Consider the following 20,294-nt stretch of genomic DNA (forward strand, 5'->3'; position numbering starts at 1 on the left):
TGAAAGATATGAGAAGATGGATAGCCTGTCTGGCCGTCGTGCTGCTCTGCATGCAGACCGCCGTGGCCGACGAAGGCATGTGGCTGATCAACCGGCTGGGGGAGATTTACCCTCAGATGAAGTCCAAGGGGTTGAAGATAAAGGACAAGGAGATTTACAACGAGCAGACTTCGGCGCTCGCCGACGCCGTAGTCGCCGTGGACGGCGGTATGGGAACGGGAAGCATGATTTCCGACGAAGGGCTGATGATAACCAACCACCACGTCGCGTTCAGCGACATCTGCGCCCTTTCGACGCCCGAACACAACTACCTCGAAACGGGTTTCTGGGCCCGTACGCGCGGAGAAGAGATTCCCGTGGCCGGCAAGACCGTGTGGTTCCTGCGCAAGGTGGTCGATGTGACCGAGGAGGTCGAGGCGATCCGCAACGGCATGATGGCCGAAGGAAAATGGGGCATAATGGGCATGCGCCGCGTGTACAAGGAGATCGAGGACCGTTATGCCGCGCAGACTGAACACGAAGTGTCGTGTTACTCGATGTGGGGCGGCAAAATGTACCTGTTGTTCTATTACGACGTCTATAAGGACGTGCGGCTGGTCGGAACTCCGCCCATTACGCTGGGCGCTTTCGGCGGCGATCACGACAACTGGGGCTGGCCCCAGCACAAGGGCGACTTTACGCTCTACCGGGTGTATGCCGACGCGGAGGGACGTCCTGCGGAGTATTCCGCCGGCAATGTGCCGCTCAAGCCCCGCCGCGTGCTGCGTATTGCGACGGGCGGCGTGCACGACGGCGACTTTGCGATGGTGATCGGTTTTCCGGGCCATACGAACCGTTACGCTTCGTCGTTCGCCGTGGCCGAGAAACAGCGTGTCAAGAATCCCGTCGTCGTGGCCAACCGCCACGATCGGATGGATATTCTCAAGCGCCATATGGAGCGCGATCCGAAGGTGCGCATGAAGTATTCCGACTCCTATTTCGGGCTGAGCAACTATGCCGATTACGCCAAGTGGGAAAACAAGTGCCTGCGCCGTTTCGACGTGGTGTCGATCCGTAAGGCCGAAGAGGAGCGTCTGCAACGCTGGATCGAAGCCGATTCGGCGCGCAGGGCCGAGGACGGCGGGCTGCTTGCCGACCTTGAACGCGGCTACGGGGGCCGCCGGGGCGCCGAACGCAGTCTCAACTATTTCCGTGAGGCGTGGCTCGGTCCGAGCGAGGCGCTGCTGGTGGCCAACCGCGTGTCGTCGTACCTCGGCAAGCTGGACCGCCTGAAGCTGGATTCGCTGAAGATCGACTCGAAGGATGCGCAGAGCGTGGTTGCCGGAAGCGGCCGCCTGCGCCGCAACTACGATGTCGAGACCGACCGCGACCTGTTGGCGAAGATGATCGTGAACTTCACGAAGCATGTGCCGCGCGAGATGTGGGGCGAACAGTTGACCGAGATGTACGATGCGGCGGGCGGCGATGCCGACCGGATGGCGCGCGAAGCGTTCGATGCGTCGTTCTGCAGCGATCCCGACCGTTATGACGCCTATTTCGAACGGAACCGCTCGGTCGCCGAGATGCGCCGCGATCCGCTGGTCAGACTCACCGAATCGGTGCGGGTGCAGCGGTTTACGGGCGGGGTGGACAAGGCCGAGAGACGGGTTCGCGCGCAGGTGGGCAAGGCCGAAAGCCGTTATGCCGGCCTGCTTTACGACTTCCGCGCTTCGGAAGGGATTGCGCAGTATCCCAACGCCAATTCGACCATGCGCCTGACTTACGGCAGTGTCGTGCCCCTGAATCCGTCGGACGGCGTGCATTACGATTCGCGCTCGACGATTGCGGGTTATATGGAGAAATACAACCCCGACGAGTATGAATTCCGGGTCGATGACCGCATGAAACGGCTGATTGCCGCTGAGGATTGGGGCCGCTGGGGCGAAAAGGGTACGCTCTACGTCAATTTCCTGACCGACAACGATATTACGGGCGGTAATTCGGGCAGCCCCGTGCTTGACGGCCGCGGACGGCTGATCGGACTGGCCTTCGACGGCAACCGCGAGTCGATGGCCGGCGACGTGTGGTTCCATCCCGATCTGGCCCGTACAGTCTGCGTCGATATCCGCTACGTGATGTGGATTATCGACAAATATGCCGAGGCGGACTGGCTGCTGGACGAAATGAAATTTGAAAAATAGTTCGGAATCGGATCGGCCCCGGCTCTGCCGGGGACTCCGGGTTTTCGGATAGATGAAGACGCCTGCGGTTGTCGCGGGCGTCTTTTGGTGTTGTAATGGCGGCAGGTGGGCGAAGGCGGCGTCGGACGTGTCTGCCGCGACGGGGGCGGTTACGGTGTTTGCGCGACGGGGAGTTTCCCCGGTTAGGGGGGCGCGGCATATGGCCGCGCAGGGAATACGGGGACGGTGCGCTATGCAAGCAGACGCCGCAGTTCCGGGATGTCGGCTGCGAGGTAACCGGGACTGGCCTTTTCCAGCTCTTCGCGGCTGCCGTATCCCCACAATACGCCGATCGACTCTACGCCTGCGGCCGCGGCTCCCTCGATGTCGAAGCGGCGGTCGCCGATCATGACGGCCTGCGACGGATCGTCGATGCGCAGTTGTGCGAGGGTCTCGCGGATTACGCCCGCTTTGGTCGAGCAGGGACCGTAGGCCGTTCCGCCGCAGATGAGCGTGAAACGGTCGCGGAACCCGAAATGCCGGGCGATCCGTTCGGCCAGAAAGTCGGGTTTGGAGGTGGCGATGGCCAGCGTCGCACCCTGCGCCTGCAGGGCGGACAGCAGTTCGGGAATTCCCGCGTAGAGCTTGTTTTCGAAGATTCCCTGACGGCTGAAGTATTCGCCGTATTTTTCGGACGCCTCGTCGGCTTGGGCGGAGGTCATGCCGTAAAATTCGCGGAACGAATCCCGCAGCGGCGGTCCGATAAAGGGACAGAGCGTCGTCAGGTCCTCGACTTCGATCCCGAAGTGCCGCAGGGCGTACTGCACCGAGCGGGTGATGCCCTGCATCGGGTCGGTCAGCGTGCCGTCGAGGTCGAAAAGGAGGTATTTCCAGTGCATAGATTTTCAGGTTTTTTGTGTGGTAACGGGCAAAGTTCGCCTTTTATTTTGTTTTCGCCCGGTTTTCGGGCCGGAAACTGCACGACAGGAGACCGCTGAACACAATACGGGCCGCAGCTGTAAAGTGCGGCCCGTACTGTTGCTGTCTCCGTGCATTTACTTAATCCGCAGGAACGTGTAACCGAAGCGTTCGCAGGCGGCTTTTTCCAGCTCTTCGCGCACCGAGGGGTGGGCGACGGAGATCAGCGCACGGGCGCGCTCGGCGAGGTTGCGGCCTCTCAGGTGCGCTACGCCGTATTCGGTGACCACGTGCTGGACCATGTGGCGGGTCGTGACGACGCCCGCGCCGGGCGTCAGCAGCGCTTTGATCTTCGATTCGCCCTTCGGGGTGGTCGAGGGGATGGCGATGAAGGTTTTGCCGCCCTCCGAGAGCGCACCGCCGTACATGAAGTCGTGCTGACCGCCCACGCCTGAGATAATGCGTTCTCCGACCGAGTCGGCGCACACCTGTCCCGTGAGATCCACCTCGACGGCCGAATTGATCGCCATGACGCGGGGATTTTCGCGGATGCGGAACGGATCGTTGGTCCACGCCACGTCTTTCATCAAGAGGTCTTTGCGGTAATCCATATAATCGTACAGACGGCGCGAGCCGAGGGCCAGCGACGCGACGGTCGTGCCGGGCATGACCTTTTTCAGCGAATTGTCGATTACGCCGCTTTCCAAGAGCGGCAGGACCCCGTCGGTCATCGCTTCGGTGTGCAGGCCGAGGTGCTTGTGGCCCGTGAGAGCCGCCAGTACGGCGTTGGGAATGCCGCCCACGCCGATCTGAAGCGTGGCGCCGTCGGGGATCAGTTCGGCGATGTAGCCGCCGATCCTGCTTTCGATTTCGGAGGGTGTCGCTGAGGGGACCTCGACCAGCGGATCGTCGACCTCGACGGCCGCCGCCACGCGCGAAAGATGAATCACGGCGTCGCCGTAAGAGAACGGCATGGCCGTATTGACCTGTGCGATGACCGTCTTAGCGCACTCCACGGCCGAAACGGCCAGATCGGCCGATACGCCGAACGAGCAGTAACCCTCCTCGTTGGGGCGCGAAAGGTTGAGGATCGCCACGTCGACAGGCAGCGTGCCGTCGCGGAAAAGCCCCGGAATCTCACCCAGAAAAGCCGGGATCGACTGGCCGTAACCTGCGGCCAGCCAGCGGCGGATGTTGTTGGCGACGAAAAGGCTGTTTACGAGGAACGTGTCTTTGTATTCGGGCCTGCAATAGGGGGCATCGGCCCGTCCGACGGCGAATCCGGAGTAGATCTTTACGTCGGTGAGTTCATCGGCACGGTCGGTCATGGCTTGGACCAGCACTTCGGGAATCGAGGTGCTGCCCTGAATGTAGACGCTGCTGTGCGATCGGATGAGCTTTGCGGCTTCGGCGGCTGTCGTGAATTGCATAGGCTTATCGGTGGTTTTGCCCGAAGGCGGTTAGTCTGGCTTCCAAGAGGTCGAACTGTTCGGGGCGGTTGAGCTGCGAGACGCAGACGCGGATGCCCGGCTGGCGGCTGCCGGTCGTGGTGAGCGAAATGGCGCAGATGCCGTAGAGCAGCAGTTCGCTCAGCAGCTCCGAGCTGGTCAGATCGCCGTAGCCGACCGTGTAGAAGAATCCGTCGCTTACCGCCTCGTCCTGATCCTTGTCGTAGACGATGCGGAAACCGTGGCGCAGGAACAGCTCCTTGGTCAGCCGTGCGCGGCGTGCGTATTCCGACGTTTCGGCCACGAAATCCAGCCGGCCGTCGGCCGCGGCGCGGAACATGGCCGCGAGGGCGTACTGGGCTGAATGGCTCGTGCCCGACGATGCCGCATAGAGTATCGTCAGCACATAGGCGTCGCCCAGACGGGCCATGCCGTAACGCTCCCGGAGCGCGGGATACTGGCGGGTGTAGAGCGTGTCGGAGATCGCCGCGACGGCGATGCGCTGTCCGGCGTAGCTGAATATCTTCGACCCGGAGATCATCAGGATATAATTCTGCGTATAACGGGCGACGCTGGACTGATAGGGCGCTTCGAAAGGCCGTCCCAGCGGTTTGCGGAAGTCCATGCAGAGGTAGGCCAGATCCTCGATGACGATGGCGTCGTACCTGCTCGCCAGTTCGCCGACGGTGCGCAGCTCCTCTTCCGTGAGACATATCCATGCCGGATTGTTGGGGTTGGAGTAGACGATGGCCGCCACGTCGCCCTGCGCGAGGTAGCTTTCCAACTTGGGGCCCAGCTTTTCGGCGCGGTACTCGTAGATGTCGAACGAAGCGTGCGGGATATTGAGGATATGCACCTGATTGCGCTGTACGGGGAATCCGGGGTCGATGAAGAGGATTTTGTTCTTTTTCGGGTCCAGTTGCGAGCAGAGCAGGAACAGTGTGAAACTGCCCTGCATCGAGCCGACGGTCGGAATGCAGCCTTGCGGTGCGATGCCGATGTCGAGGAACGCGCGGATGAAACGCGAAGCCTGCTCCTTCAGTTCCGGGATGCCGGACATGCTGGGGTACTGCGACGCCACGCCCTGCCGGAGGGCTTTGCATTCGGCTTCGACGCCGACCTGTTCGGGCGGGAGTCCCGGAACGCCCATTTCGAGGTGCAGGAATTCCGTTCCCGTTTCGTTTTCCAGTATGCGGGCGATGTCGCCCGACTGGCGGATGGTCGCCTGCGCGATGTCGGCGATGTCCATGCGCTCCAGCGCGGAGTCGAGCACGGAGCGGTCGAGTGGAAGCCGTTCCATTATTCGGTCTGTTTTTGTGCGTATTGGTATCCTGCGCGGAACGCCGCGAGGTTCATCTCTACGATCTCTTGACCTTTGCGGGCGAAGATGGCGCGGATGCCGGCTTCGAGCTTCTCGGCGTCGATGCCCAGAAACGGCGCCGCTGCGCCCAGCAGTACGATGTTGGCGGCGCGGGGCGATGCCGCGCTCTTGGCAATGGCGTCCACGTCGAGCGCCACGACGTGCGGCAGTGCGTCGAGCTCGCGCCGGAGGGCTTCCGTATCGGGATAGTTCGGGATATTGATCAGCGGCGCGGTGTTGGTGATTACCCACCCCTCCTTCGAAAGCCACGGCAGGTAGCGCAGGGCCTCCATCGGTTCGAGCGAAATGATGATGTCGGCGACGCCCCGCGCAATGAGGTCCGAAGCGATTTCGCCCGACGCGATGCGCAGGTTCGACTGTACGTCGCCGCCGCGCTGGCTCATGCCGTGGACTTCGGCCTGCTTGATGCTGAGGCCCGCGTCGAGGGCCGCTTTGCCGATGACGGTGGCGATCGAGAGGATGCCCTGTCCTCCCACGCCCGAAAGTATGATGTCCTTTTTCATAAGTGTTCCGTTGTTTGCTGGTTGGTGTTCGTTGCCGCGTTTTTTCCTGTTGCGTGTTTGCCGCCGTCGGTACCGTCGGCCCTATTGTTTCTGTTTGGCGGCGTTGTGGCGTTTGGCGGTCTGGATGCACTCGCGGCGGGGGATGACGACCGAAACCCCGTCGTAGGCGATCTCCTCGCGGAGTATGGCTTTCATCTCTTCCCGGTTTTTGGGAAGGGGCACCACGACGCGGATATGGGCCGGATCGACGCCGATGCCGGCGCATATCTGCTCCAGACGGCCCGTGCCGGCCGAATCCTGTCCGCCGGTCATGCCCGTTGTCAGGTTGTCTGAGATGATGACCGTGATGTTGCTGCGCTCGTTTACGGCGTCCAGCAGTCCCGTCATGCCCGAATGGGTGAAGGTCGAGTCGCCGATGACGGCGATCGACGGATATACGCCCGCGTCGGCGGCTCCTTTGGCCATCGTGATCGAAGCACCCATATCGACGCAGGTGTCGATGGCGTGGAACGGGGCCAGCCAGCCCAGCGTATAACAGCCTATGTCGCTGAATACCTTGGCGTTTTCGTATTCGTCCGCAATCTCCTTCAAAGCCGTGTAGACGTCCCGGTGGCCGCAGCCCTGACAAAGGGCCGGCGGACGCGGCACGACGATTTGGCTGGCCGCGTGCGTGGCGTGCGGCGCGAGTCCCAGTGCGGCGCGCACGCTGTCGGGCGTAAGTTCTCCGGTGCGGGGCAGCTGGCCCGTCATGCGGCCGCGAATATCGAGCGGTGCGGGCAGGATACCGCGCACGGCCTGCTCGACGACGGGTTGTCCCTCTTCGATGATGAGCAGCGAACCACACTCCGACGCCATGCGGCGTACGAGTGAGGCCGGAAGCGGATACTGCGAAATTTTCAGCACGGGATGCGGACAGCCGTCGGGATAATTCTCCGTGAGGTAGTTGTGGGCGATGCCGCAGGCGATGATGCCGACCGATTTGTCGGGGGCGTCCGTATAGCGGTTGAACCGGCTCTCTGCGGCTTCGGTCTCGAACCGGGCGTAGTCGTCGAGCAGCGTGTTGTACCTTACGCGCGAATTGCCCGGCATCAGCACCCACTGGCGCGTTTGGGCGGGGTAGGAGCATTCGTTCTCGGCGCGGACGCCGGCGACTTCGACCACGGCCCGCGAATGGGCCATGCGGGTCGTCAGACGCATCAGTACGGGAATACGGTACTTCTCCGAGAAGTCGAAGGCCGCCTGCACCATGTCGTAGGCCTCTTGCTGGTTCGAAGGTTCGAAGGTCGGCACGAGGGCGAACTGGCCGTAAAAGCGCGAGTCCTGCTCGTTCTGCGACGAGTGCATCGAAGGGTCGTCGGCCGCGACCACGACCAGCCCGCCGTTGGCGCCGGTCATCGCCGAATTGACGAATGCGTCGGCGGCGACGTTCATGCCCACGTGCTTCATGCAGACCAGCGCCCGTTTTCCGGCGAACGACATGCCGAGGGCCTCCTCCATGGCGGTCTTTTCATTGGCCGACCAAGTGCAGTGCACGCCGCGCTCGGCGGTGAGCGGATGACCCTGAATGAATTCGGTTATTTCGGTCGAGGGCGTGCCCGGATAGGCATAGACGCCCGACAGTCCGGCGTGGAGCGCGCCCAGTGCGAGGGCTTCGTCTCCGAGTAGTAGTTCCCGTTGTGCCATAAGATCGTGGTGTTATCCAATTTCTACAAATCTAAGAAAATTTTAATTAAAATACCAGAATTAATAACGAAAAGTTATTTAATCGGCGTTAATTATGTGAAAATATTAGTAAAAACCGACGGTTCCGCCTGCGCCGTAGGCAAACGCACAGCGGCGGCAGAAATTTCTGCCGCCGCTGTCGCCTGAGGTATATCCCGCCGGAAGGTTATTTCCGGTTCGTGTATTTTTCAGGAGTCTGCCCGACGAGTTTCATGATATATTTCTCGGCTTTTTTTCTTTGTCCGGGAGTCGTCTGCAAGATCCGGATGCGTCCGTTGGGCGCGGGGGTGAATTTCGTGCGTCCCTCTTCGTCCACTTCGACTTCTCCGCGGGATGAAAGCCCGAACCATTTCGCCGGCTCTTCGACGCCTGCCATGACGGCGGTCTGGTCCCAACATTCGCGGTCGTAGGGCATGGGAAGATAGCTGGCATAGGCCATTTTGAGCGGATGTTGTGCGGCATAGCCGATCTTGTCGAGCGCCGCGCAGCGATAGAAAATCTGCCCGCCCACTTCCCACGGGCTGACCAGTATGTCGGTCGGCCAACGGCCGAAGACGGCACGGGCTGCGGGAATGTCTATGCGGATGTTGAATTCCCTGCGCCGCTGGCCGTCGAAGCTGCCGCCCATCATGGTCAGCAGCCGGACTTTGCGGGCGACGAGTTCCCGGCCCGGCAGTTCGCTGTATCTGTCCGGGGCCGAATCCAGCAGCCGTTTGAGGTTGGACAGGAGTCCGACGGAGACGATCACGACGCTGCGGTCGGGTTGTGCCGCGAGGACCTGCCGGTATTTTTCCACGGAATCGAATGTCTCCGCCGAAGATGCAGGAAAGACGCCTGAGGCGGCGACGGCTTCGACGTAGCTGGGCTGTTTCTCCTTTTGCCGCGGAAGCAGTTCGGCGGGAGAGCTGGCTACGGGAATTCCGGACCAGCCGTAAAAGTCGTTCATCAGGTGGATGAACGGTGCCGAATAGGCGTTGCCTTTGTTGTTGGAGATCAGAAGAAGCTGGATTTTGCCCGCATCCTGATATTTGTAGAGCATGTCCAGAGCGAGCACGTCGTCCACGTCGTTGCCCATGTCTGTTTCGAAGATGATGCGGACGGGTTCTGCGGCAGCGACGCTTCCGGTGAAGAGCATGGCCGACGCGATCAGGCTGAGAATGGTTTTTGAGAACATATGCTGTGTGTTTTATTCGTTCCAGTCGTCTGTGCGGAACGGGGGTGCGACGATGCCGTAATTATTATAAAGATTTCCGTATGCATAGTTTTTATAGCAGTAGCGTACTGCGATGGGCGCTTTGACCTCGCCGCTGTGTACGATGACCGTGGAGCGGCCTTTAAGCCAAGCTTCGGCTGGGTGGAAAATCCGGTCTTCGCCGGCGATCTCGAATCCTGCGAGCGGCTCTCCGTAGGAGCTGACGCCGTAAGGCGCATGGTCGAACGAGAGGGCGATGTTTTCGCCCTGAATCTCCATCGACTTGTATACGGGGCCGGAACATTCGAAGCCCTTGTAGCCGTAACAACGGGCATAGGCGAGGTAAAGCAAACGCTTGGCGACCGTTTTCTTGTCGGGCGGATGGATGGTGTGGACGGCTCCGATATCGGTCGTGGCTACCATGCCGCTGCGGGGAATGTCTGACATGCACTGCTGCTGCACTTCGCGGAAACGCGCCGCTTGCGTCTGGTCGGGGGACCAGCCCATATTGGTATAGCCGTAGGGGGCGAGCTGGACGTAGAAGAACGGGAACTCCTCACCCCAGCGTGCGCGCCACTCGGCGACCATGGCCGGGAACCGCGTGCGGTAGGCCGCCGGGTCGGTGATGTTGGCTTCGCCCTGATAGAAGATGCACCCTTTGATCGTGTAGCCGCTTATGGGCAGCAGCATGGCGTTGTACAGGGCGGTCGGGGTGACGTTGGCGGTCCGCAGGTCTGCGGATTCGCGGAACCGGACTCCGGCGAATCGCATCAGGTTTTCGCGGCTCATCCATGCTTCGACTTCGGAGCCGCCCCATGCGCATACGATCATGCCGACGGGCACCTTCTCCCGCTGGTGGAGCATGCGGCCGAAGAGGAAGCCGATGGCGCTGAACGTTTCGGCCGATTCGGGCGACGAGACTGTCCAGCTTCCCCGGCAGTCGTGTCGGGGCTGTAGGCTGAAGTCGCGCTTCACACGGAACAGGCGCAGGTCGGGATAAGCCGAATCCAGAATTTCGTCGGCGGCATCGGCGACGGGCTGATTGGCGAGTCCCCGGAAACTGACGTCCATGTTCGACTGTCCGCCGCAGAGCCAGACTTCGCCCAGCAGGACGTTTTTCAGCGTTTTCGTGTCGTTCCCGGCTGTGATGGCAATTTCGTAGGGGCCGCCCGCCGCGATTGTCGGCAGCGTGATTTTCCAGTTGCCGTCGTCGTCGGTCCGGGTCGTGTAGACGCTTTGGCTCCATGATGGTTCGAGCGTGATGTTGCAGCGGGGCGAGGCTTCGCCCCACAACAGGACGTCGGCCTGCTGCTGGAGTACCATGTTGTCCCCGATAACGGCAGGCAGCCGGATTCCGGCCGTCAGCGGAAGCGGGAGGAGGGCAAGCAGCAGTAGCGCTAATAAGTGTTTGGTTTTCATCTTAGATCGGAGATTTTACATTTCAGGGCGTCCATCCGCTCCTTCTGTCGGGAAACTATGACGTAAATCCAGCCTTCGCGGATGTAGGCGAACGGATAGCCGTAATCGCCGCTTTTCCAGCGTCCTTCGTATTGCCGGGTGTAGCGGTCGTCGGAGAGGATGTAGCATTTGTCGTAATTGAACCCGTCTTCGGAGAGGGCCAGCACCAGCGGATAACGGGTGCCCTGACGGGTGTTGTCGGGCGTGCCGATGTAGAGATAGCGTCCGTCGGGAAGGGCGCAGAAAAACGACTTGGTGTTGTTGTCTGAAAAATCGCTGCGTACGGGCATGGTCCAGTTGCGCCCGCCGTCGTAGCTCTGTGCCTGCCAGAGGTAGCCGTCGTAGGGCGTGGACGAATTCCGGAAAAGGCAGTACAGCGTGCCGTCGGCATGCTCGAACAGCTCGCCTTCGCACAATGACGGCCGGATCTGTTCGAAGGTGACATGCCCGGTCTGGTCCTGCGCCGCCGTGCCGCATTTATGCCAACCGCGCAGCCCCGTCGGATCGTCGGAGTAATAGAACGCCCGGTTGCAGGTCATCGCCAGCCGTCCGGTCGAGAGCCGCAGCGGGGCGTGGCTGGGAAATATGGCCAGTCCGAGCGATACCGGCCGTGTCCATGTCCTGCCGTCGGGCGATGTCACGGCGTAGAGCTGCGGATTCAGCCGGGCGTTGCTCGTGCCGTCGTTGTCGTTTTCCGTATAATAGACAGTCAGCCTGCCGTCGCAGACCCGGATGCCGCCCGGAGTGAGGATTTTCTTGGTGCCGTAGTCGCCGTCGGACGGTTCCGCTAGGAGCTGCGGAGCGCTCCAGCGGATGAAGTCCCGGCTGGAGGCGATCATCACCCGCTGCCCCGGCTCGTCTTCGCCTCGCATGCCGTTTGAATAGACGGCATAAAAGGCGCCTTGAAAATAGGTGACCGAGGGGTGGTGGGAATAGCTCCAATCGCCGGCCGGCATGTAAATTACGGCGCGTTCCGGTTCGATGCGCGGCAGGTCAGCGGCGGGATCGTACGCATTTCTGAAAATGGAGATACGGTCTGTTCCCTTTGGTTCGGCTCCCGGTGCGGGCGGAGGGTTTTCGTTCCCGTCTCCGCCGCAGGCCGGCAGAAGCAGGCCGAATAGTCCGGCTATGGCGATAACGGCGTTTCTCATTGCAGGGCGTCGATTTCGATACGGATTATTTCGATGCGTTCCTTGCGGCGCGAGACGATGACGTAGATATGGCCGTCGTGAACCATGGCGTACGGATAGCCGTAATCGCCGCCTTTCCAGCGGCCTTTATACTGCTGGGTATATCTGTCATCGGAGAGGATGAAGGTCTTGCCGAAATTGTAGCCGTCTTCGGATAGTGCCAGCACCAGCGGGTAACGTTCTCCCGGACGGGAAGTGTCCGGGGTTCCGACGTAGAAATAGCGTCCGTCGGGCAGATTGCCGAAAAACGATTTGGTGTTGTTGTCCGTAAAGCGGCTTTTTACGGGCGACGTCCACGAAATTCCGCCGTCGGTACTCTGCATTTGCCACAGGTAGCCGTCATAGGTTTTGCCCGTACTGCGGAGCAGACAGAAAACCTGACCGTCGTTGTGTTCGAATAGTGCGCCTTCGCAGAGCGAAGGGTGTACCTGCTCGAAGGTTACGGCCCCGTCCTGATATTTGGGAACCTCCATCCGGCAGCGGTTCCATTTGCCGGTGCCGGAGGGATCGTCGGTGTAATAGACCAGCGTGTTGCCCGTGAGGATGATCCGGCCGTTGGAGAGCGTCAGCGGCCGGTGGCACGGGAATACGCGGATCGAGAGATTGACCGGCTCGGACCATGTCCGGCCGTCTTCGCTCGTGATGGCGAACAGCGTCGCCTTTATCCGTTTGTTCGAAACGCCGTCGTTGTCGTTTTCCGTGTAGTAGAGCGTCAGCTTGCCGCCGATTACGGTGATGCCGCCCGGCGTGAGTATCTTGGTCTGTCCGAACTCGCCCTCGCCCGGAGAGAGTATGACCCGTGGTTCGCTCCAGTCGGTGAAGTCTTCCGAGGTGGCGAGCATGATCCGCTGGCCGCACTCGTCCTCGCCTTCGGGACCGTTCGAGAAGACGGCGTAAAAGGTGCCTTTGAAAAAGGCGACGGAAGGGTGGTGCGAGTAGGTCCATGTACGGACCGGGTCGTAGATTACGCTCTTCTCCGCATCCAGCTTCGGGATTTCGGCCTTCGGGTCGTAATTGTTGGTGAATAACGTGGGCTGTTGGCCGAATCCTGCCGTGCAGCTCAGCGTCACGGCCGTCAGCAGCAGGCCGCATCGGATCGTCTTATTCATCGTGCAGGTCTTTTAATCGTTTTGTTCCAGCCATTTGAGGTTGAAACGGTAGTGGTTTTTACTGCTCAGCAGGTGTATTATTCCGTCGGGCGACTGCGTCATCGTCAGGTATCCCCGTGGTTCGGCCCGGTCGGCGTCCGTTTCGAAAAAGCCGGTCCACGCCCCGCCGTCCATAAACCGGTATTGTCCGTCGGTGATGAGTTTGCGGACGGGCCACGTCTTGCCTTCGTCATAGGACACGGCGGCGAACATGCCGCTTTTGATCTTCCCGCCCAAACGCATCCGGTCTTCGTCCTTGGGCGGACGCAGGGGGTGGTGGGTGAAGGATACCAACACGATCGGACCCTCCTTCAGCCGGATCATCGTGCAGCGCTGGCCGCCTGAAATCGGCGGGAACGGAGAGGCTTCGTAACGCCATGTTTTGCCCATGTCGCCGGAGATGCTCCGGGTCATTCGGCGGCGTCCCTTTGCATCGGCGACGTCGTTGCCGCGGCCGAACGCCATCAGCGAGCCGTCCCTGAGCTGGACGACGCAGGCGTGGATGCCCGCGATCATGCCGCCGGTGCGTCCCGCTTCGAACTCTTCGGGTTTTTCCCCGCAGGGAGATGTCCAGCTCCGGCCGTCGTCGCGGCTGATCTGAATCACCGAACCTTCGTTGTTGTCCGGGCCTCCGTCGCAGGCATTGATGAGCCAGCCTTCGCTGCTGCGGATCATGCCGGCGATGACCTGATGTCCCGGAGTATGTTCCGGGGAGACGATCTGCGGGCGGCTCCATGTCGCGCCGTTGTCGTCCGAGGTCTGCGCCATGAGCGCCAGATTGCGCCACCAGCCGCCGGCTTCGACGCCGTTGAGCAGATAGATGCGGCCGCTGTCGGGATCGCACCGGAGTGACGAGCCGGTCATGTTGCGGTCGGGAACCTTGCACAAAAGGCTCGCTTCGTCCCACGAGTCGGCTCCGCAGCGCAGGCGGCTGTGCCAGATAGCCATTTCCCGGCCGAATTCGCTGATCGTCGAGAACCAGACGGCGAGCAGGTCGCCGTTACGGCACCACGTGACTGCCGGACAATGGTTGTGGGGATACATCGGTGCTGCGGAGATATGCGGCGGTATGACGTATTCGATGGGGGTGTAATAACGCGGTTGGTCGTTCATATCTACCCAATGTGCGACGTGTTGCGCTACAGGTTCGGCGGCGGTGGAAGCGGGAACCGGCTTCGTGGCCGGATAGGGCGCTTCGATAATGCGGAATCCGGTCAGGAAATGCTTGTCTTCCGGGATCATGGCCATGCGGTTGGCCGAGCGGAGGTATTCGACGGGGGTCGAATGGCTGCCGCCGCGCGTCACCTTGTAAAAGCCGTCGGCATATCCCACCGGATCGGTCTGGTCGCCTCTGAAATAGGGGCCGTACCAGTCGTAACACCACTCTTCGACGTTGCCGTGCATGTCGTACAGTCCGAAGGCATTGGGCGCGCTCTGCGCCACGGTCAGATCGACGGGGATGAACGAGTGATGCTCTTCCTGATTCTTCAGCGCCGCTTTGGGAAGCCGGTCGCCGAAGGAGTAGTGCATGCAGGAGCCGGCCCGGCACGCGTATTCCCATTCGGCTTCGGTCGGAAGCCTGTAGGTGCGGCCCTCCTTTTCGGAGAGCCAGCGGCAAAACGCATCGGCCTGATGCCAGTCCACGAAAATCACGGCTTCGTCGTCCCCGCTCGAAAACCCCTGTTTGCCGCGCAGGGCGCGGTGCGAGGGATCGAACGCTTCGTACTGGGCGTTGGTGATCTCGGTGACGGACATCCGGAACGGTCGGGAGATGACCACTTTGTGGATCGGCGCCTCGTCGTAGTCTGCGCCCGGTCCGCCGGAACCCATGTAGAACCAGCCGGCCGGGATTTCCGCGAACCGGATCGCCGGGCCGGGCTCCCCGGCCGAACAAACGTTTCGGCCGAGGAGGAGCAGCAGGGCGGTAAAAAGTGTTTTTCTGTTCACCGCAGAAGTGTTTTATTCGTTGTCCGCAGGTTCGGCGATCGTTATTTTCAATCGTGCGACGACTTTGCTTTCGCCTTCGAACGTGGCGTTCCGGGCGACGAATACGGCGTCGTATTCCCCTGCGGTTTCGTAAATATATGAATAATTGTCGGCTCTGGCATTCATGGCTTTGACCGGAATGCCGTAATTGGCGGTTCCTTCGCCGTCGATTTTCCCGGCGTATTCGTATTTGTGTCCTGCTTCGCCCGAATAGAAGGTGATGTAGTCGGGGTTGCCGCTGAAGTTGAAGTATACCTCTTTGCCGGCTTCATAGACATTGCCGCTGTCGGGAGTCACCCCGAACGAAACGTCTTCCAGCACCTCCCCGCAGGAGATCAGGCACAACAGAAGGGCCGTAATAAACGTGATGATCAGATTCTTTTTCATCGTATCGGTGATTAAGTCCTTTACCATAAGGGATTTTGTTTGATCGAGAAGTTGGTAGCCAGTTCCTTGCTCGGTATCGGATACCAGTTGTGGCGGTACTCGGTGTAGTCGGCGATTCCGTCCGCATAGCTTTTGTTCGCGTGCCAGCGGGGATCGGCTACCTGCGCCCGGCGCTCTGTGGTCATGGCTTCGACGTAGAGTCCCCAGCGGATCAGGTCCAGACGGCGCAGTCCTTCGAAGCAGAGTTCGCGGCCCCGTTCGTCGATGACGAGCCGGCGGAAATCCTCCTGACCGAGACCTGCGACAGCCGGATAGTCGGAATTGGCCCGTCGGCGCACCTCGTTGATACATTCGTACGCCAGAGTTGTCGGACCGCCGTAGGCTTCGTTTTCGGCTTCCGCCAGCATCAGCAGTACGTCCGAATAGCGCAGCACGGGAAAATTGATCGGCGTGTAGTCCTTGTCCTTCGTGTCGGAAAGTTCGTATTCGCGGCGGAATTTGCCTGCGTTGCAGTAAACGTACTGTTTGTTGTTGAGGTTGCGCCACAGTTTCTCTCCGTTGCGGTAGTAGTATTCGCAGATATTCCACTCCCGGCGCACGTCGTTCGGATCGTCGAACAGGTCGAACAGTTTGAGCGTCACCGATACGTACCCGTAGCCGAATCCGTAGGCGTCGTTCTGGTTGTTGTAAACGCCGTTGTAGCTTCCGACGCAGCCGCCCGTGGTGTGGCCGTCCTGATTGTTGCCCTTGAATTCGATTTCCCAGATGCTTTCGCGGTAGGTGAGATCATAGATATCCTTGCTGAGGTTGGTGAACACCTCTTTGTAGTCGGGGTTCAGCGTGTGGAGTCGGCTGCTGCGGACTTTGCGCGCCCAGTATGCGGCCTTTTCGAAAGCCTCCTTGCCTTTGTAGAGGGGGAAGCCGCCCATTTTCAGATAGACGCGGGCGAGGATGCCTTGGACGGTCGATTTCGAGATGCGGCCCGGACCGTTGAGCTGGTCGGCCGCCCTGACCTGTCCTACGACGTCCTCCATTTCGGTTACGATGAAGTCGAAAACCTCTGCGGCCGGGGTCGAGGGCATCTGAAGCGCCTCCATGTCGGTGTCGCGGGTCGATTTGAGGCGTAAGGGTACGTCGCCCCAAAGGCTCGAAAGCGTGAAGAAATAGTAGGCGCGCAGGAATCGTACTTCACCCATGTACTGGGCGATGAGCGTTTCGTCGATCGGCGAGCCCTGTATATATTCGAGGAACGAGTTGGCGCGGTCGATACCCGTGTAGAGATTCGCCCAGAGGTTGTTCAGCGTCGCGTTCGTATAGGTGTAATTGTTCAGAAACAGTTCCTGTTTGGTATAGTTGCGGTCGTAGTAACTCAGGTCGTCCTGCAGGTTGAAGGCGTAGAACCAGTCCCGGCCGTAGAACGACAGGTCGGACAGCGGTGCGTAAACGCCGACCAGTGCTTTCTGAACGCTCTCCTCGTCCTTGTAGGAGGTTTCCGGCGATACGAAACCCGCAGTCTCGACGTCGAAGAAATTGCAGGAACCCAGCGTTATGCCTGCGATGAATATAAAAAGTAGTTTTTTCATGATCGTTGTTTTTAGAATACGACGTTGATTCCGAAGTTGTAGACGCGTGAGCGCGGGTAGGCCGACCAGTCGTATCCGGGAGTGAGCGCCGTATTTTTGGTCGAAACTTCGGGGTCGTAACCCGAATAGTTGCTCCATGTCACCAGATTCTGCGCCGAGAAGTAGACCCGCAGCTTCTGGACGAAGAATTTCTTGGTGATCTTGGAGGGCAGGGTATAGCCTAACGAGAGGTTTTTCAGGCGCAGGAACGAGCCGTCCTCCACCTCGAAGGTCGAATACTGGGAGGAACCCCAGCCGCCCACGCGCGGAATGTCGCTCATCGGATTTTCGGGAGTCCAGCGTCCGCAGTACTCCTTCCAGCGGTTGTAGCCGACCTCCGATTTGCCGCGTACGAACTGCGTGCGCGCGGCGTTGAGGATGTCATTGCCGTAATTCCATTGGAAAAAGACGTTCAGGTCGAAGCCGAAGAATTCGAAGGTGTTGTTGAAACCTCCCGTGTGCAACGGCTGTCCGCGTCCGATGATCGTACAGTCGTCGGCATTGACCGTGCCGTCGCCGTTGATGTCGCGGAAGCGCGCGTCGCCCGGCTGCACGCCCGAACGGCCGGTGCCGTTGTCGGGAATGTCGGCTTTGAGGACCCATTTGCCGTCGACGTTGTCGAAGTCGTCGTATTTGTAAGTCCCTTCGTAGATATAGCCGTAAAGCATGCCCATCGGCTTGCCGATTTTGGTGATATAGGCGTTGTTGTAGGAGATGACATTGACGATGCTCTCCTGATTGTGCGACAGCGCCAGCACCTTGTTGCGGTTGAAGGCGATGTTGAAATCGGTCGTCCAGCGGAAGTTTTTCGTGTTGAAATTCTCGGTCTGGAGCGTGAATTCCCAGCCCTGATTCCGGACTTTTCCGATATTCATGGTGTTGGTGGAGAAGCCCGACGAAGGCGGAATGTCGGCGGACAGCAGCAGGTCGGAGGTAATCTTGCGGTACCAGTCCACGGCGATCGTAAGCCGGTTGCGGAACAGTCCCAGATCGACTCCCGCATCCCACTGCGTGGTGGTTTCCCATTTGAGATTCCGGTTGCCCAGATTGACGATGATGTTGCCCGTGGTGTTGCTGTTGTCGAACGGGTACTCCGACCCCTCCGTGGCGTACATCTGCGTCCGGTATGCGTATTCCGAAACGCGGTTGTTGCCCGTCTGTCCCCAGCTGGCCCTGAGTTTCAGGTTGGAGACGACCTTGTTCTGACTGAGGAACTTCTCGTTGGAGATGTTCCATGCGGCCGAGGCCGAGGGGAAGTAACCCCAGCGGTTGTTCTTGGCGAACTTCGAAGAGCCGTCGGCACGGAACGTCGCCGTGAAGTAATACCGGTTGTCGTAGTTGTAGTTGATGCGCGACAGGAACGACATCAGGGTCCATTCCGCCGAATTGTAGGTCGAAACCACCGGGGAGCCTTCGCCGAATCCGTTGATGCCCAGATGCTCGTTGGGAATATGCGTGGCCTTCATGTAGGTATTTTTGTAGCGGCTGCCCTGCATGGTCTGTCCCAAGAGAATGTCGAATTTGTGCTTTTCGTCCTTGTCGAAGGCGGTCTTGTAGGTCAGGGTGTTTTCGTTGACCCACTGTTGGGTCGATTTGTTCTGCACCGATGCGTTGACTCCGTCCGAACGGTATTTGTTACCCGTGCGCGAACGCGAACCGTTGAATTGCTCATTCGAATAATCGTCCGTCAGGAATCCGCCCATGACTTTGAGCTTCAAGTCTTTGATGATTTCGTATTCGACATAGGCATTGGCCCTGAAATAGTTGTTGATGCGTTTGCGGTATTCGTCCGAAACGATGTAGATCGGGTTTACCCGGAAATCCTGCGACGGGTTGATCGAGGGATCGACCCACTCGTTGATCAGGTCGTCGTCGCCGACCGACACGAACGGACGGTAGCTCCATACGTTGGGCAGCAGGTTGGCGCTGCCCGTGTAGTTGGTCTGCGAAGGAGAGTCGCCGGTCTGCAGGATACGCGAATAGTTTGCCGTCGCCTGTACGTGCCATTTCTTGGCGAAGCGGTGGTCGATCGTGGCGCGGCCCTGATAGCGGCTGTAATTCGAATTTTTGATGATGCCGTCCTGATCGAGCATGGAAAGCGTCGTGCTGAACCGCGTGGAGCGGTTGCCGCCCGACAGATTGACCGAGTACTTCTGTACGGGAGCCGTCCGGAAGATTTGATCCTGCCAGTCGATGCTCTTTACGTTGCGGTAATCCTCGATCGTGCCCCCTTCGCCCAGATAGGTTTTGTTGAAGTCGGCTTCGGTCATGATCTCCTGCTGGAGCGTAACGAACTCATAGGCGTTCATCAGGTCGATTTTCTTGGATATCTGAGCGAATCCCCAGCTTGCGTCGAAAGTCACCTTCGTCGTTCCGGGAGTGCCCAGTTTGGTGGTGATGATCACCACGCCGTTGGCCGCGCGGGCTCCGTATATCGCGGTTGCTGAAGCGTCTTTGAGAATGCTGATCGAAGCGATGTCCGAGGGGTTGAGGGCACCCATCGAGGTATCTTCCAGCGGGAAACCGTCGATGACGTAGAGCGGCGAGTTGGACTGCGTGATGGAGTTGCTGCCGCGGATGACGATATTCATCTCCTCGCCGGGCATGCCTTCGTTCGAAGTTACCTGCACGCCGGCTACGCGGCCCGCGAAGGCTTCGCCGATGTTGCCGGCGTCGGTTTTGAGCATGTCGCCGACGTTGGCGCGTCCCACGCTGCCCGTCAGGTCCTTGTATTTCACTTCGCTGTAGCCGACGACCACGACTTCGTCGAGACGGGCGTCGGTGGCGGTCAGCACGACGTTTATCTCGGTTTTCTGACCTACGGGAACTTCCTGCGACACCATGCCCAGAAAAGAGAACACGAGACTTGCGGTCGGCGGTACGTTCGAAAGGACGTAACGTCCTTTCGAATCGGATACGGCGCCCCGGTTCACCTCTTTAATGATGACGGTGGCTCCTTGCAGCGGCAGGCTGTCGGGACCCATTACGGTGCCGACGACCTTATGTCCTTTGGTCTGCGCCCCGGCAGGTCCCGCCATCCCCGCGAAGAGTACGGGGAGAATCAGCCAGAGCCGTAAGTTGCGGCGCAGTGCATTATATATACGAATCATCTTGTTTGGTTTTTTAGGTTTTTGCTTTGCCGGTTCGTTCCCTGCGCAGATATCCTGTCTGCGCAGGGAA

Annotated in this window: 14 protein-coding genes; 1 reads left to right on the forward strand and 13 read right to left on the reverse strand. The window is 59.8% G+C overall.

Features of this window, described 5'->3' with window-relative positions:
- The first annotated feature begins 8 nt into the window (after positions 1-8).
- Positions 9-2,180 (forward strand): S46 family peptidase, encoded by a 2,172-nt coding sequence (locus HMPREF9720_RS08275; RefSeq protein WP_039940257.1) that lies wholly within the window; start codon positions 9-11, stop codon positions 2,178-2,180.
- A 230-nt stretch (positions 2,181-2,410) separates the two neighbouring features.
- Here HMPREF9720_RS08275 and HMPREF9720_RS08280 read toward each other — a convergent pair whose 3' ends face one another.
- The 13 genes from HMPREF9720_RS08280 to HMPREF9720_RS08340 all read right to left on the reverse strand — a co-directional run bounded on the left by HMPREF9720_RS08280 (position 2,411) and on the right by HMPREF9720_RS08340 (position 20,224).
- Positions 2,411-3,058, reverse strand: coding sequence for an HAD hydrolase-like protein (locus tag HMPREF9720_RS08280; RefSeq protein ID WP_009597796.1), 648 nt, complete (start codon positions 3,056-3,058; stop codon positions 2,411-2,413).
- Between the two features lie 156 nt (positions 3,059-3,214).
- Complete coding sequence (locus tag HMPREF9720_RS08285) at positions 3,215-4,507, reverse strand: acetyl-CoA hydrolase/transferase family protein (protein ID WP_009597877.1); 1,293 nt, start codon at positions 4,505-4,507, stop codon at positions 3,215-3,217.
- A 4-nt stretch (positions 4,508-4,511) separates the two neighbouring features.
- Positions 4,512-5,825: an aminotransferase class I/II-fold pyridoxal phosphate-dependent enzyme gene (locus HMPREF9720_RS08290; protein ID WP_009597865.1), complete on the reverse strand. Its 1,314-nt coding sequence runs from the start codon at positions 5,823-5,825 to the stop codon at positions 4,512-4,514.
- Positions 5,825-6,409, reverse strand: coding sequence for an indolepyruvate oxidoreductase subunit beta (locus tag HMPREF9720_RS08295; RefSeq protein WP_009597810.1), 585 nt, complete (start codon positions 6,407-6,409; stop codon positions 5,825-5,827). Before HMPREF9720_RS08295 ends, HMPREF9720_RS08290 begins: the two co-directional genes overlap by 1 nt.
- Before the next feature lie 81 nt (positions 6,410-6,490).
- Positions 6,491-8,092, reverse strand: coding sequence for a thiamine pyrophosphate-dependent enzyme (locus tag HMPREF9720_RS08300; RefSeq protein WP_009597753.1), 1,602 nt, complete (start codon positions 8,090-8,092; stop codon positions 6,491-6,493).
- A 205-nt stretch (positions 8,093-8,297) separates the two neighbouring features.
- Positions 8,298-9,305, reverse strand: coding sequence for a nucleoside hydrolase (locus HMPREF9720_RS08305; RefSeq protein ID WP_009597761.1), 1,008 nt, complete (start codon positions 9,303-9,305; stop codon positions 8,298-8,300).
- A 12-nt stretch (positions 9,306-9,317) separates the two neighbouring features.
- A complete protein-coding gene (locus HMPREF9720_RS08310; protein WP_009597881.1) occupies positions 9,318-10,742 on the reverse strand; it encodes a sialate O-acetylesterase in 1,425 nt (474 codons plus the stop codon).
- Entirely contained in the window at positions 10,739-11,932 is a 1,194-nt protein-coding gene (locus tag HMPREF9720_RS08315) for an exo-alpha-sialidase (protein ID WP_009597756.1), read from the reverse strand. The genes HMPREF9720_RS08310 and HMPREF9720_RS08315 overlap by 4 nt, the downstream gene beginning before the upstream one ends.
- Positions 11,929-13,080: an exo-alpha-sialidase gene (locus tag HMPREF9720_RS14810; RefSeq protein ID WP_009597770.1), complete on the reverse strand. Its 1,152-nt coding sequence runs from the start codon at positions 13,078-13,080 to the stop codon at positions 11,929-11,931. The genes HMPREF9720_RS08315 and HMPREF9720_RS14810 overlap by 4 nt, the downstream gene beginning before the upstream one ends.
- A 12-nt stretch (positions 13,081-13,092) precedes the next feature.
- A complete protein-coding gene (locus tag HMPREF9720_RS08325) occupies positions 13,093-15,066 on the reverse strand; it encodes an SUMF1/EgtB/PvdO family nonheme iron enzyme (RefSeq protein WP_009597836.1) in 1,974 nt (657 codons plus the stop codon).
- A gap of 12 nt (positions 15,067-15,078) precedes the next feature.
- Complete coding sequence (locus tag HMPREF9720_RS08330; protein ID WP_009597769.1) at positions 15,079-15,519, reverse strand: DUF5017 domain-containing protein; 441 nt, start codon at positions 15,517-15,519, stop codon at positions 15,079-15,081.
- Positions 15,513-17,075: a RagB/SusD family nutrient uptake outer membrane protein gene (locus HMPREF9720_RS08335; RefSeq protein ID WP_009597815.1), complete on the reverse strand. Its 1,563-nt coding sequence runs from the start codon at positions 17,073-17,075 to the stop codon at positions 15,513-15,515. The genes HMPREF9720_RS08330 and HMPREF9720_RS08335 overlap by 7 nt, the downstream gene beginning before the upstream one ends.
- A gap of 11 nt (positions 17,076-17,086) precedes the next feature.
- A complete protein-coding gene (locus HMPREF9720_RS08340; RefSeq protein WP_039940237.1) occupies positions 17,087-20,224 on the reverse strand; it encodes a SusC/RagA family TonB-linked outer membrane protein in 3,138 nt (1,045 codons plus the stop codon).
- Positions 20,225-20,294: the final 70 nt, after the last annotated feature.

This window comes from Alistipes sp. HGB5 (genome assembly GCF_000183485.2).
GTDB lineage: Bacteria > Bacteroidota > Bacteroidia > Bacteroidales > Rikenellaceae > Alistipes > Alistipes finegoldii.